This is a genomic window from Streptomyces sp. NBC_00207, from assembly GCF_045160965.1.
GTDB lineage: Bacteria > Actinomycetota > Actinomycetes > Streptomycetales > Streptomycetaceae > Streptomyces.
In genome coordinates, this window is sequence record NZ_CP130715.1 from 3,802,354 (window position 1) to 3,815,322 (window position 12,969).

General features: G+C 70.7%; 11 protein-coding genes, 2 tRNA genes and 1 pseudogene. 7 read left to right on the forward strand and 7 right to left on the reverse strand.

Annotated features, from left to right (window positions below; genetic code table 11):
* Positions 1–63: 63 nt before the first annotated feature.
* Positions 64–633, forward strand: a complete 570-nt coding sequence (locus OG472_RS18150) for an NADPH-dependent FMN reductase (protein WP_405941744.1) — start codon at positions 64–66, stop codon at positions 631–633.
* Here the strand turns inward: OG472_RS18150 and OG472_RS18155 are convergent.
* Positions 623–1,879: a M20 family metallopeptidase gene (locus OG472_RS18155; RefSeq protein WP_405941745.1), complete on the reverse strand. Its 1,257-nt coding sequence runs from the start codon at positions 1,877–1,879 to the stop codon at positions 623–625. The genes OG472_RS18150 and OG472_RS18155 overlap by 11 nt on opposite strands.
* Positions 1,880–1,969: 90 nt before the next feature.
* Between OG472_RS18155 and OG472_RS18160 the strand changes: the two genes are divergently transcribed.
* From OG472_RS18160 to OG472_RS18170, 3 genes and pseudogenes are all read left to right on the forward strand, one after another.
* Entirely contained in the window at positions 1,970–2,311 is a 342-nt protein-coding gene (locus tag OG472_RS18160; protein WP_383567651.1) for a hypothetical protein, read from the forward strand.
* A gap of 255 nt (positions 2,312–2,566) precedes the next feature.
* A pseudogene (locus OG472_RS18165) lies at positions 2,567–3,185 on the forward strand (bifunctional DNA primase/polymerase).
* Positions 3,176–3,249, forward strand: a tRNA-Lys gene (locus OG472_RS18170). Before OG472_RS18165 ends, OG472_RS18170 begins: the two are co-directional and overlap by 10 nt.
* A gap of 53 nt (positions 3,250–3,302) precedes the next feature.
* Here OG472_RS18170 and OG472_RS18175 read toward each other — a convergent pair.
* Complete coding sequence (locus OG472_RS18175) at positions 3,303–4,538, reverse strand: M6 family metalloprotease domain-containing protein (protein WP_405830261.1); 1,236 nt, start codon at positions 4,536–4,538, stop codon at positions 3,303–3,305.
* A gap of 345 nt (positions 4,539–4,883) precedes the next feature.
* Between OG472_RS18175 and OG472_RS18180 the strand changes: the two genes are divergently transcribed.
* Together OG472_RS18180 and OG472_RS18185 are read left to right on the forward strand one after the other, a co-directional pair.
* The gene (locus tag OG472_RS18180) at positions 4,884–6,761 is read left to right on the forward strand and encodes a putative bifunctional diguanylate cyclase/phosphodiesterase (RefSeq protein ID WP_401602232.1); all 1,878 of its coding nucleotides are present in this window, start codon (positions 4,884–4,886) and stop codon (positions 6,759–6,761) included.
* Between the two features lie 119 nt (positions 6,762–6,880).
* The gene (locus tag OG472_RS18185) at positions 6,881–7,438 is read left to right on the forward strand and encodes an ALF repeat-containing protein (RefSeq protein WP_405830262.1); all 558 of its coding nucleotides are present in this window, start codon (positions 6,881–6,883) and stop codon (positions 7,436–7,438) included.
* A gap of 57 nt (positions 7,439–7,495) precedes the next feature.
* Here the strand turns inward: OG472_RS18185 and OG472_RS18190 are convergent, their stop codons facing one another.
* From OG472_RS18190 to OG472_RS18205, 4 genes are all read right to left on the reverse strand, one after another.
* The gene (locus OG472_RS18190) at positions 7,496–7,732 is read right to left on the reverse strand and encodes a DUF397 domain-containing protein (protein WP_405830264.1); all 237 of its coding nucleotides are present in this window, start codon (positions 7,730–7,732) and stop codon (positions 7,496–7,498) included.
* Entirely contained in the window at positions 7,692–8,540 is an 849-nt protein-coding gene (locus OG472_RS18195) for a helix-turn-helix transcriptional regulator (RefSeq protein WP_405830266.1), read from the reverse strand. Before OG472_RS18195 ends, OG472_RS18190 begins: the two co-directional genes overlap by 41 nt.
* 159 nt (positions 8,541–8,699) lie before the next feature.
* Positions 8,700–10,385 (reverse strand): glycosyl hydrolase family 18 protein, encoded by a 1,686-nt coding sequence (locus tag OG472_RS18200; RefSeq protein ID WP_405830268.1) that lies wholly within the window; start codon positions 10,383–10,385, stop codon positions 8,700–8,702.
* 254 nt (positions 10,386–10,639) lie between these two features.
* On the reverse strand, positions 10,640–11,755 hold the full coding sequence (locus tag OG472_RS18205; protein WP_405941746.1) for an LLM class flavin-dependent oxidoreductase: 1,116 nt from the start codon (positions 11,753–11,755) through the stop codon (positions 10,640–10,642).
* Between the two features lie 229 nt (positions 11,756–11,984).
* Here OG472_RS18205 and OG472_RS18210 point away from each other — a divergent pair, with 229 nt between their 5' ends.
* On the forward strand, positions 11,985–12,743 hold the full coding sequence (locus OG472_RS18210; RefSeq protein WP_030718073.1) for an IclR family transcriptional regulator: 759 nt from the start codon (positions 11,985–11,987) through the stop codon (positions 12,741–12,743).
* 99 nt (positions 12,744–12,842) lie between these two features.
* Here OG472_RS18210 and OG472_RS18215 read toward each other — a convergent pair.
* Positions 12,843–12,916, reverse strand: a tRNA-Lys gene (locus OG472_RS18215).
* Positions 12,917–12,969 lie beyond the last annotated feature (53 nt).

The following is a 12,969-nucleotide window of genomic DNA, read 5'->3' on the forward strand; positions in this document are numbered from 1 at the left end:
TCACGCACACTCCGGGTTTTATAGGTGACACATCAACAATCACACCCACCGGGAGCCCACTCCATGACCCGCCTGCACGTCATCTCCGCCGCCACCCGCCCCACCTCCTCCGGCCGCCCCCTCGCCCGCTGGGTCACCGAGCAGGCCCGCGCGCACGGCGGCTTCGAGGTCACCCCCGTCGACCTCGCCGAGATCGCGCTGCCCTTCCTCGACGAACCCGAATACGCCTCGACGGGCAACTACGCCCACCAGCACACCCGCGACTGGAGCGCCCTGGTCGACTCGGCCGACGCCTTCCTCTTCGTCCTGCCGATGTACAACGGCGGCTTCAGCGCGCCCTTCAAGAACGCCATCGACTTCCTCTACAACGAGTGGAAGGGCAAGGCGGTCGGCCTCGTCAGCTACAGCGCCGGCCCCACCGGCGGCGTCCCGGCCGCCGAGATGCTGCTGCCGGTGCTCACCCGCCTCGGCATGCTCCCCGCCGAGCGGTCCGTCGCGATCCCGGGCATCCCGAAGCTGATCGGCCCCGAGGGCCTCGAGGCCCCCGAGGCGCTCGTCGGCGACCTGGCCGGCGTACTGGAGGACGTGGCCGCGCTCGCCGCACAGTGCGCCGCGGAGTCCGTCACGGTGTGAGCAGGCTCCCGGCGAGGTGGTCGTACGCGGCGTGCGCGTGCAGCCGCACACCGGTGACCAGCGTGTCGTCGTCCGCGTAGAAGCCGGGATGGTGGTTGCCCACGAGGCCCCGCCCGCCCGGGACCGCGACGGGCTCGCCGGTCGACGGATCCAGCTCCGTGTCCTGGACGCCGAGCATCACATACAGCCCGCCGAAGCGGTCCACCAGCTCCGAGACGTCGTCATAGCCGAGGGTGCCGCCGGCCTCGACCACCCGTTCCTCGCCCGCGACCCGGCGCAGGGTGGGCAGGGCGGCCGCCGTCCAGGCGGGATCGTTGTGCACGGCGGGCACGTCCTGGAGCAGGCCGACCTCCGCCGTGCAGCCGTACGCCCGGGCCGTGTGTTCGGCGAGCACGGTGAGCCGGCGCTTGACCTCGGGCATGTCCCGCTCCTCGGCGCAGCGGATCGTGCCCCACAGGGTGACCGTCTCACCGATGACGTTGTACCGGCCGACGTCCTCGATGTGGCCGATCGAGACGGTGAGCGGCGCGAAGGCGGACATCTGCCGGTACAGCTGGCCGATCCCGGTCAGCAGGGCACCGGCGGCCGGCATCGGGTCGGTGCCGTGCCAGGGGGAGGAGGCGTGCGTCTGACGGCCGGTCAGCACGATGCGGACCAGGCAGGACGCGCCGTACATGGCGCCGGCCTTCCAGCCGACCCAGCCCTTGGGGTGCGGGGTGACGTGCATGCCGAAGGCCATGGTCGGCACCGGGTCGGCGAAGGCGCCCTCGGCCACCATCAGCCGCGCCCCGCCCTCCTCCCCCACCGGAGGTCCCTCCTCCGCGGGCTGGAACACGAACAGCACGGTGCCGGGCAGCCGCTCCCGTACGCCGGCCAGCACGCGGGCCGCGCCGAGCAGCATCGCGGTGTGGCAGTCGTGCCCGCAGGCGTGCGAGGCGGCGCCCGTGGCCGCGAAGGCGGCGCCGCACCGGTCGGGGACCGGGAGCGCGTCCATGTCGGCCCGCAGCGCCGCCACCCGCTCCCCCGGCAGCCCGCCGCGCAGGACTCCGACCACGCCGTGCCCGGCGATGCCGGTCCGCACCTCGTCGAGCCCGAAGGCGCGCAGCTGCTCGGCGACGAGCCGGGCAGTGCCGGCCTCGCGGTTGGGGAGCTCGGGATGTCGGTGCAGGTACCGGCGCCAGCCGATCACCTGTGCGACTCCCTCGCCACTGAGACGGTCGATCTGCTCGTGAACCCCGTCGGCCATACAGGTGTTCTAGCCCATCGCGTGGGGTCTTGCGCGGCGTTGGACAATGGACGGTGGCCCGGATTTCGCACGCGCAGCAGGAGGACACGGATGGCAGAGCCCGAGCGGACCGAGCGACGGCTGCGGCCGGCGCCGCTCCTCTTCGAGCCCTCGGAGGCCGCGGGGGACCCGGAGCACTTCTTCGACCTGGAATCGATCGAGGACCCGCGGGAGCTGCTGACCCGGGCGACCGAGCTGGCCCTCGCGTTCCGGGCGGCCCAGGACCGGGCCGTGGAGTTCCAGGCCCTGGCGGCGGCGCAGCTGGCCGATCCGCGGCGCTTCGACCGGCTCTCGCCCGCGGTGATCGCCGAGCAGGCGGAGTGGACCGAGGACTACGCCCTCAAGATGATCGAGTTCGGCGAATCCCTCCAGCGCAGCGCCGGTACGCCGTAGCGAGGGCCGGGCCGCCTTTCAGCCCCGCCGGCGTTTGAGGCGCTGGGGGTACCCCCGGACGGAGTCCGGGGGAGGGTCCGGGGGCCGGCAACGGCGCCCGGACCCGGCCACGTCGGGGTGGCCCGGGACGCCCGCCGAGGCCAAGCGCAGCGGACTGGCATATGCGGGGCGCAACATACCGCAGCGACAGTCACCGCGTCCCGGTTTTCGGTAACTCCCGGAAACCGGTTCGCTACGGCCGGTAGACCTTGGCATATGACGACCCTGACGACGGCTCCCGGCTGCACCGCCCTCGACACGCGGACCGCGCGCACCGCGCCCGCCACCCACGTCACCCCGCAGGGCGCCGCCTGGCTCGCCTCCGCGTCCGCCCACCCCGGGAGCACCCTCGCGCTCTGGGAGGCCCGGCCCGGCATGCCCGCCACGCTGCCCTGCGGGAGCGCCTTCGACGTCGTCAACGTTCCGCTGGTCCTCGGGCGCCGCGTTCTGGACCTGCTGTGGGCCGAGGGCCCCGGCTCCGGTCCGGTCGCCGTGCACCGCGGCCGAATGCTGCTCTTCGCCTCCCCCGGCACCGCGCACCGGCTCCCCGCCCTCCTGTCGTGGGAGGAGTGGGGCGGCTCCCGCACCGCCCCGGTGCCCCTGTGCCACGGCCCCGGCGACGCCGTCACCGTGCCGCCGCTGGCCGCCGGCCCCGGTCCCTCCCGGTGGCTGGTCGCCCCCGACGCGCGGATGCCGTGGCTTCCCGGGCCCGAGGCGCTGCTCTGGGCCTTCGTACGGGCGGCCCGCAGCCCCGCACCGACCGGACCTGGGGATATCGATTTTTCGTTCCGCGGATCCTCCTGCTAATGTCTTCCTCGTCAGCAAGCGCCGCTAGCTCAGTTGGTTAGAGCAGCTGACTCTTAATCAGCGGGTCCGGGGTTCGAGTCCCTGGCGGCGCACAGACGAGAAGAAGGCCCCCACGCAAGTGGGGGCCTTCTTCGTCGTGCCACGATCAGGTCGTGATCTTCACCGTGTACGCGCCCGACCGGGTCCGGTCCGCCACCTCGATGGTGATCCGCTCCCCCGGCACGGTGTACGTCTCGCCCACCTCCAGCGGCGCGTCCGCCAGCGGCGGGTACACCGAGCGGTCCCAGCACGCCTCCGTGTCCGGATGCGCGTCCATCACCTCGATGGGGCCGCCACCGGACGCCGCCTCGTTGCGCACCCGGTAGACCAGGACCCCTTCCGTGCAGGTGTCCCCGTCGTTGCCGGCGGAGCCCCGCGCCTCGACGGCGATGGCGCTGCCGGGGCCCGTACGGATCACCGCGAGCCGGGTCCCGCCCGTGCCGCCGCTGGGCGGTGCCTGCGCCAGCGGCTGGAGGGTGTGCATCGAGGAGCCCGACTGCACGCAGTCCACCTGGGAGCCGTCCAGCCAGCCCAGCTTCCACTTGTGCCAGGCGAAGAGGTCCGGGGCCATCCCGAACTGGCTGCCCATGACGTCCCAGTCGCCCACGTACGTGTCCCAGTCGCCCTTGCCGTCCGTGGGCCGGTGGTAGAGGTCGGGCAGGTCGAAGACGTGTCCGGTCTCGTGGGCCAGCACGTTGCGGTCCGGCGGGTGGCGCTCGAAGACGGTGACGATCCGCCGCAGTTCGGTGCCGTCCGCGACGATCGGGCGGTCGAAGTTGACGACCTTCGTGGCGTCGGAGTCCACCCCGGGGGCGTCCGGGTCGGCGACGAAGTAGACGATGTCGTACTTGGCGAAGTCCACCTCGGCGTCGGCCGCCTTGACCGCGTCCCGCAGGTAGGCGGCCCGGTCCTCGGGCGCCCAGTCCCGCCTTATCCCGTAGGCGGTGGACGGCTTGGGCATCCGGATCCACTGCTTCTGCGGGTGCGGGGCCAGCCGGAACCGCCCGTACGAGGCCTGCTCGAAGAACTCGCTGGTGGCGGGGAAGTGGTCGCGGGCGAGCTCCGCGGTGGTGAGGGTGCTGCGGTGGTCGGGGAAGGAGAGGAAGACCATGACCGCATCGAGCGTGCGCTCGGGCTTGGGGTAGGCGCCGTTCCAGCTGTCCAGGCCCAGCGAGTGGTGGGCGCCCGTCCGGGTCAGTGCGCAGGGTCCGGCGCCGGAATCGGCCACCGCGGGTCCCGCGACGAGCGACATGGCAGCCAGCGCAGTGAGGGAGGTGAGCGCCGCGGCGGTACTTCGGATGCGGGAACGGTCCACTCCCCCGGGTGTCTGCTGTCGCGCCACATCGACCTCCGGTGGTGGATTCGTGCCTGTTTAGCCACCTTGAGGCGATTGTCTTACTAATGCCCTGTTCCGCTGCCCCACACGAGTGAGCAATGAGGCAAGACGGTGACCCCCGGACTTCACGCGCATGCCTACAGAACGTCACGACCGATCACCCGAGATCAGCCAGAGCCTTCGCACGTTCACAGCCGCGCAGAAACGATCAAGCGATCTTGGTCCGACGATCCGTCATCACGCCGAACTCCGGGACCTCACGCGGCGACGCCGCTGGATAGGGCCTCCCGGCAGCCTCTATGATCGGCACACTTTCCTGCACGGACACTCACGAACACTGCGGGGCCAACGGTGAGCGGAACCTCAGAAGGAACCGGTTCGGCGGCCGACAGCATCCGATCGGCCATTACGGAGCGTCACCCGGCAGTGCCGGTAGTGCCGTCGCGCGCCGATTCGGAGCGGCGCGACTACCGGGCCGCCTTCAACGCGGCCCACCTCGCCATGGCGGTCGTGGACCGCGACGGCTACGTCGTCACCGCGAACGAGGCCTTCGCCGGACTGCTGGGCAGCGAGCCGCACGCGCTCGTCCACCAGTGCGCCGCCGACCTGGTGGACCTGGCCGCGGAGGCCCGCACCTGGGCCGCCTACCAGGAGGTGCTCCGCGGCCGGCAGGCCCGGCTGCGCTGCACCCGCCGCCTCAAACACCCCGACGGGCACTCGCTGTGGACCGAGGTCACCCTGGGGCCCGTACCCGGGACCGGGGACGTCCTGCTGTCCGTCTCCGACATCAGCGACCGGCGCGACCTCCAGGCCCGGCTGCGCCACCTGCAGATGCACGACCCGGTCACGCGGCTGCCCAACCGGGCGCTCTTCTTCGAGCGGCTCTCCGCCGCCCTGGAGGCCTCCTCGTACGACCACGGCGGCGGCACCGGCCGGATCGGGCTGTGCTACCTGGACCTCGACGGGTTCAAGGCCGTCAACGACACCCTCGGCCACCGGGTCGGCGACCGGCTGCTGACCGCCGTAGCGGCCCGGCTGACCCAGTGCGCCGACCAGTCCGGGTACGGGCGCACCGGCGGGCACCTGGTCGCCCGGCTCGGCGGCGACGAGTTCGCCCTGCTGGTCGAGGACTCCACCGGCACCGAACAGCTCGCGGACCTGGCCCGGAGCGTACTGGCCGCCGTACAGGAGCCGTTCGACCTGGCCGGGCAGCGGCTGTCGGTCTCGGCGTCGATCGGCGTGGTGGAGCGGGCGACGGACGGCACCTCGGCGACCGGGCTGATGCAGGCCGCCGACACGACCCTGTACTGGGCCAAGGCCGACGGCAAGGCCCGCTGGACCCTCTTCGACCCCGAGCGCAACGCACACCGCATGACCCGGCAGGCGCTCTCCTCGACGCTGCGCCCGGCGGTGGAGCGCGGGGAGTTCGAGCTGGAGTACCAGCCGCTGGTGGACCTGGAGAGCGGTGTGGTGCGCGGGGTCGAGGCCCTGGTGCGCTGGAACCACCCGCAGTTCGGCACGCTCACGCCGAATCGGTTCATCGGTATTGCAGAAGAGGACGGATCGATCGTCCAGTTGGGGCAGTGGGTGCTGCGGACCGCCTGCCGGCAGGCGCGGCGCTGGCAGATCGAGCAGCCCAGCGACGCACCGGTCTTCGTGTCGGTGAACGTGGCCGTGCGCCAGGTGTGGGACTCCGACCTGGTGGGTGACGTGGCGGAGATCCTGGCCGAGACGGGCCTGGCTCCGCAGCTGCTGCAGCTGGAGCTGACCGAGTCGGCCGTGATGGGCTCCGCGGGCCGGCCCTTGCAGGCCCTCCAGGCGCTCAGCGACATGGGCGTGCGGATCGCGATCGACGACTTCGGCACCGGGTACTCGAACCTGGCCTACCTCAGCCGGCTGCCGGTCTCCGTGCTGAAGCTGGACGGCTCCTTCGTACGGGGCTTCCGCTACGAGGAGGGCACGCACCCGAACCCGGCCGACGAGACCATCGTCGAGGCCCTGGTCCAGCTCGCGCACCGGCTGGGTCTGACGGTGACCGCGGAGTGCGTCGAGACCGCCGGGCAGGCGGCCCGGCTGCGCCGCGTCGGCTGCGACACCGGGCAGGGCTGGCTGTTCTCGCGCGCGGTGGCTCCGGACGTGATCGCCGGCATGATCGGACGCCAGACGGCGGCCGCGCCCGACGCACGGCCCGACGGGGCCGCCCCGCAACCGGCGGGCCCGGGAGTGTGAGATACGCCGGGCGGCGGAACCAAACGGCCTAGCCTGGTGGGCAGTTGTCCGCCGTACGCCCCCTTGTAACGATCTCCCTGCTGTCGAGAACCGGACAGCCATTCGATCGAGGGGGAACCATGAAACTGACCCGTGCTGCGCTCGTACTGGCCGCAGGCGCGATGGCGCCTGCCCTGCTGCTCTCCACCCCGTCCTTCGCCGCCGCGCCCGCCGCCGTGCCGGCCGCCGCGTCGGTGGACTCGGACACGGAGAACGCCGTCGCCATCGCCAAGATCCTGGCCGACCCGGCGAGCGGCAAGGCGGTCAAGCGGGAGGCGAACAAGGCCCTCAGCGGCACCCCCGCCGACCGCGTCGCGTTCCTGGCCACCGGCTTCGCCAAGGCCCAGGACGAGGACAACAGGGTCGCCATCGCCAAGATCCTGTTCGCCAACCCGGCCACCGGCAAGGCCGTCAATCGCGAGGCCAACAAGGCCCTCAACGGCACCCCGGCCGACCGCGTCGCGTTCCTGACCACCGGCCTGCGCCTGGCCCAGGCCGAGGACGACCGCGTGGACGTCGCACGGATCCTGGCCCGCCCGGGCATCAGCGACGCCCTGCGCGCGGCGGCCGAGAAGGCGCTGAACGGCACGCCGGAGGAGCTGCGGTACTTCATCACGGTCGGCCAGTACCAGGTCTGACCGCCCGCCGGAACCGAAGCGGCAGCCCCTCGGCGGGACTGCCGCTTCGGCGTACGGTCAGAGACTCCGAACGAAGGCGGTGAACGCCGTCGGGGCGACCGTGAAGGCGGGCCCGTCGGGGTTCTTGGAGTCCCGGACAGCCACCAGGCCGCCTCCTCCGGTGGTTCCGCTGTACGAAGCCTTGCGCCAGGCGGCGGTGCCGAGGGGGGCGCACTCGACGCAGTCGCCGCCGGTCCCGCCGCTGTAACTGGACTTACGCCACAGCACGCCCGTCAGGTTCTGGATGGTCCCCATATCGTTCCTCCCGTACACGAGCGATCAGAGCCGCCGATTCCTCCAGAGAGAGTGCTGCGGCCTGCAAATGGTCGTAGCGATGTGCACAGTCACTGGCCGTCTCGGGATTCGCTGTCACATGAGCCGAACCGTAGCTCTCGGCATAGACGATATCCGGGTCGCCCTCGAACCGTAGAACGTTGAACGCCCCAACAGTGGCAGGGTGATGGCCCGCGCTGAAGGGAAGGATCTGGATCCGCATCTCGCGGGAATCCCGGAACTTCAGCAGGTGGCTCAGCTGGTCCCGCATTATTTCGCGGCCTCCGAACGGCCGGTGCAGCACCGCTTCATCCAGCACCACCCAGACGAGCGGCGGGCGCTCCCGGGTCAGGATGCGCTGGCGCTCCATCCTCGCGGCGACCGCCTCGTCGAGCTTCTCGCCCCACCCCGCCTGGAGGACAGCTCGCGCGTACGCCTCGGTCTGCAGGAGTCCGTAAACCAGCTGAGGTTGGAACGAGGAGATGTGCGTCGCCCTGGCCTCCATCTCCGCATAGGCCTGAAACCACGCCGGCAGCTGGCTCCGCAGGACCAGACCCACCAGGCGGGAGAACACACCACCTGTGCCGAGCGCAGCGTCCACCCGTTCGGAGAAGTCCCGGGTCGGTACCCGCCGACCGTTCTCGATCATGCCGATCAGCGAACCTGTGCAGAAGATGACGCCGCCCAACTGTGCCTGCTTCAGCCCCGCCTCTTCTCTCAGCCGACGCAGCTCGTAGCTGTAGTAGTCCAGCGGCGAGGCACTGGGATCGATGTCACGGGCCTGAACCATGAGACGGCACCCCCAAGCGGAAACGAGCTTGTGGCCGAGCGTAGCGATACCGACACGGAGCGGTGTCCGGAATCCGGCAACCATGTCACACACCTCCGCCCCGCCCCCGGGAGAGAGGGGGCGGGGCGGAGGCGTCGCTCGGCGCGGGGTGGGGGGAGATCAGCAGGCGCCGAGGTCCTTCCAGACACCCCATTCACCGGTGGTGCCCGGCGTCTCGTTCTGCGTCCACCACTGGGCCTTGTACTTGCGGCCGTTGTGGGAGACCTCGTTGCCGGCCGTGTAGATGGTGCCCGCGACGTACGCCGGGGTCGATCCGCAGCCCGTGGTCGGCGGGGTCGTCGGAGGCGTGGTCGGCGGCGTCGTGGGCGGGGTGGTCGGCGGCGTGGTCGGCGGGACCGTGGTGCCGCCCAGGGCGTCCGAGATCTGGTTCAGCAGCGTGGTGTTGTTGTCCAGGCCGAGGAGGGAGTACATCATCGCTCCGGCCAGGCCGCGCTGCTTGCCGTAGTCGACCCGGGCCTGGATGGACTTCTGGTTCAGGCCGGTGAAGAACTCGCCGTCCTTGTAGAAGTACGAGGCCTTGGCCTGGTCGTCCCAGAAGGTGCTCGCCGGGTTGTCGACGATGCCGCCGAGCTCCTTGTAGTTGGCGATGCCGGCCTGCTGGCTGGTGGGCCGGGCGCCCGAGGCGCCGGTGGCGGACTGGGCGAGGCCGCCCGCGGTCCCGGCGGGGACGCCCTTCCATCCGCGGTAGTAGAACTCGTAGCCCAGCGTCAGCTTGTTGGCGGGGAAGCCGCCGGTGATGCCGTAGGCCGGGTTGCCGTCGATCCAGGAGTCGATGGCGTTGTCGATGCTGTACTTCTGGGTGCCCGGCGCGATCGGGTCGGTCGGGTCGTTGGCACCGGAGTACAGCGGGGACTGGTGGTACGTCGGCCCGTCGCCGTCCCAGGCGCCGTGCATGTCGTACGTCATGATGTTGGCGTAGTCCAAGTACTGGCCGATCTTGTCGGTCTCGATGTACTTGATCTTGTCCTGGCCGGCCGGGAGGGCCGAGGTCAGGAGGTACTTCTTGCCGCCGTTGGCCGCGCCGTAGGCGTCGAGCTGGGTGCGGAACTCCTTGAGCAGGAGGGTGAAGTTCTGCTTGTCCTCGGGGGCGTAGTGGTTGCCGAGGTGGCCGCCCGACGAGCCCGGGTACTCCCAGTCGATGTCGATGCCGTCGAAGATCCCGGCCGCGGCGCCCTGGCCGCCGAATCCGCCCTCGACCGGCAGGTTGCCCTTGATGTACTGGTCGATGCAGGAGGACACGAGCTTCTTGCGGGAGGCGTCGGTCTTCGCCGCGTCGCTGAAGTACTTCGAATAGGTCCAGCCGCCGATCGAGATGTTGATCTTCAGGTGCGGGTACTTGGTCTTCAGCTGCTTGAACTGGTTGAAGACGCCGACGATCGGCTGGTCCCACTTGTCGGCGACCCCGCTGACGCTGTCGGCCGCACTGAAGGACTTCTGGTAGTCGGCGTACGAGTCGCCCGCGCCGTCACCGGCGTTGGGGTTGTTGTCGTCGCCCGCCGCCTTGTTCGCCTCGAAACAGGTGAGGTCGGTGGGGTGGATGTTGCCGAACGAGTAGTTGATGACGTCCAGCTTGCCCGCTATGCCGCGGGTGTCGAGGTGCTTGGGGTAGAAGGCGTTCCCGTACACGCTCCACTGGTCGTAGTAGGCGATGCGGACACCGCCCGCCGCGGCGGTGGTTCCGGCGCCGGCGGCCTGGGCCGTGCCGAGTCCCGCGAAGGAGGCAAGCGCTCCGGCTGCCAGCGCGGCCGTTGCGGCGGCCGCGATGAGGGGTTTACGGATGTGCATGAACTGCTCCGTGGGGGTGGGAGGGGAGAGCAAGACGTTCAGGTGAGAGAAGTGATAGCGATCGCCCTGACCCCGCGTCAATGGTTCGGACCAAAGAAGGACTAGACCAATTCCGCACTATCTCCCCAAGTCAGAGACCTGAGTGCACATCAGAAGTCGCTCGCCACCCCGGGTGACGAGCGACTTAAGGCTGCCTTCAGACATCCCCCCGCAAGGTTTCGTCAACAAACCAGCCAAACCCCGTTTGCAGGCGGTCAGTCGGCCGCCGGCACCTGCACGGGCATGCCGTACGCATCTGCGACGAGCTCGTACGAACGCAACCGGGCCGCCCCGCTGTGGGCGTTGGCGGTCAGCATCAGCTCGTCCGCGCCCGTCCGCTTGGCGAGGTCGTCCAGTCCGGTGCGGACCTCGTCGGGGGTGCCGTGGACGATGTTCGCGAGCCAGCCGTCCACGAACTCCCGCTCCGCCATGGAGAAGGGGTACGCCGCCGCCTCCTCCGGTGTCGGAACGAGTCCGGGCCGCCCGGTGCGCAGCCGCAGCATCGACAGTGCGCCCGTGAGCACCTGGGCGCGGGCCTGTGCGTCGGTGTCGGCGGCCAGTGCCGAGACCCCGATGACGGCGTACGGGGCGTCCAGGACGGCCGAGGGGCGGAAGCTCTGGCGGTAGAGGTCGAGCGCGGGCAGGGTGCCGGCCGCCGAGAAGTGGTGGGCGTAGGCGAAGGGCAGGCCGAGCTCGCCGGCGAGCCGGGCGCTGAAGCCGGAGGAGCCGAGCAGCCACAGCGGAGGCCGCCCGGCGGGGCCCTGCACCGGGCCCGGTACGGCGTGTACGCGGGCGTACGGATGCCCGTCCGGGAAGTCGTCGTCGAGGAAGCGGGTAAGCTCCATGAGCTGCCGGGGGAAGTCGTCCGCGGCCTCGTCGAGGCGCCCGGCCCCGCGCAGCGCGGTGGCCGTACGCCCGTCGGTGCCCGGGGCCCGGCCGAGCCCGAGGTCGATCCGGCCCGGGGCGAGCGCCTCCAGGGTGCCGAACTGCTCGGCTATGGCGAGCGGGGCGTGGTTGGGCAGCATGACCCCGCCCGAACCGAGCCGGATGCGGGAGGTGTGCGCGGCGAGGTGGGCCAGGATCACGGCCGGCGAGGAGCTGGCGACGCCGGGCATGGAGTGGTGCTCGGCGACCCAGTGGCGGTGGTAGCCGCGGGACTCGGCGAGCCGGGAGATGGCCACGCTGGTGCGCAGGGACGCGTGGGCGGTGCTGCCGGCGCCGACGGTGACGAGGTCCAGGACCGAGAGCGGTACGGTCGCCGTGCCCTGCGCGGCGCCCCGGATGCTGCCGTTCCTGCCGTGCTGTCCATGTGCGCCACCGGTGTCACTCATCGTCGCTCCCGTCTCGCCGTGTCGTCCGTACGAAGAATTCGAACCGTGGAGGGCGGCCGGGCATTCCCGGCGGACCCGGACAGTGCGCGTGACCATGGCATATGCCAGTGGAGTAGATCCAGGCCGAGAGGCATGATTGAGCCATCAATCTCATCAACAGGCGCTCCACATGGGCCTCTTGATGGCTATCGTGGTAGGGCAAGCGGTAACAACCTGCTAGGGGGAAACCGTGGCGCTGAAGCCCGAGCCGACCGCGCCGTTCCACTCGGTGCAGTACGCACTACGCGTACTCGAAACGATCGCACGGCACACCGGTGGTGTGACCGACGTGCAGATCGCGCGTGAGACCGGCCTGCCCGCCGTCCATCTCGCTCCGATGCTGCTCATGCTGCGCCGGGAGGGATATGTCCTGCAGGTCTCCGACGGCGCCTACGCCATAGGGGACTCCCTCGTCCTGCTCGGATCGGGCATCGACCGGCAGCAGGCGCTGACCGACAAGCTCCAGGAGACCCTGGACCGGCTGCGCGACTCGGTCGGCGCGGCCGTCTACATCAGCCGCTACGTGGACGGCGAGGTCAGGATCACGCAGTTCGCGGACAGCCCCCGCACCCCGAAGGTGCACGAGTGGGTCGACTTCCGCTCCGCCGCGCACGCCAGCGCGGTCGGCAAGTGCCTGCTCACGCAGCTGGACCTGAACGGGCGGCGCGACCACCTGTCCCGGCACAAGATCGCCCGGCTCACGTCGAAGACGATCGTGAACGAGCGCATCCTCTTCTCCAAGCTGGACGCCCAGCCGGCCACCGTGCCGATGCTGGACCTGCAGGAGTACGCCGTGGGCACGGTCTGCGCGGCGGTCCCGATCACCGCCGGAGCCTCGGTGGGCTGCCTCGCCCTGTCGATGCCGGTCGAGCACGCGCACCGGCTGCGCGCCGCGGCGGACACCCTGAACCGGAAGGCCGCGCCGCTGCTCCTGTCGCTCACGCTCTAGCGGCGGGGCAGCGCGGTGCGGCCCGGAGCGGGGGCGGTACGCGGGCCGGAAAACACTTCGGGCGGTTCCCGGTGAACCGGAAACCGCCCGAAGGACAGGTGCGCCGCCAGGGACTCGAACCCCGGACCCGCTGATTAAGAGTCAGCTGCTCTAACCAACTGAGCTAGCGGCGCCTGCTGACAGAGAAAATACTACCTGGTCCTCCGGGGTGCTCAAAACCAATAGA

What these genes read in the sequence shown, in the direction of transcription:
- OG472_RS18195 (WP_405830266.1), bottom strand. Translation starts at nt 8,540, where the DNA reads ATGGTTCAGGCCCGTGACATCGATCCCAGTGCCTCGCCGCTGGACTAC.
- OG472_RS18150 (WP_405941744.1), top strand. Translation starts at nt 64, where the DNA reads ATGACCCGCCTGCACGTCATCTCCGCCGCCACCCGCCCCACCTCCTCC.
- OG472_RS18190 (WP_405830264.1), bottom strand. Translation starts at nt 7,732, where the DNA reads ATGGGGACCATCCAGAACCTGACGGGCGTGCTGTGGCGTAAGTCCAGT.
- OG472_RS18155 (WP_405941745.1), bottom strand. Translation starts at nt 1,879, where the DNA reads ATGGCCGACGGGGTTCACGAGCAGATCGACCGTCTCAGTGGCGAGGGA.
- OG472_RS18185 (WP_405830262.1), top strand. Translation starts at nt 6,881, where the DNA reads ATGAAACTGACCCGTGCTGCGCTCGTACTGGCCGCAGGCGCGATGGCG.
- OG472_RS18200 (WP_405830268.1), bottom strand. Translation starts at nt 10,385, where the DNA reads ATGCACATCCGTAAACCCCTCATCGCGGCCGCCGCAACGGCCGCGCTG.
- OG472_RS18205 (WP_405941746.1), bottom strand. Translation starts at nt 11,755, where the DNA reads ATGAGTGACACCGGTGGCGCACATGGACAGCACGGCAGGAACGGCAGC.
- OG472_RS18160 (WP_383567651.1), top strand. Translation starts at nt 1,970, where the DNA reads ATGGCAGAGCCCGAGCGGACCGAGCGACGGCTGCGGCCGGCGCCGCTC.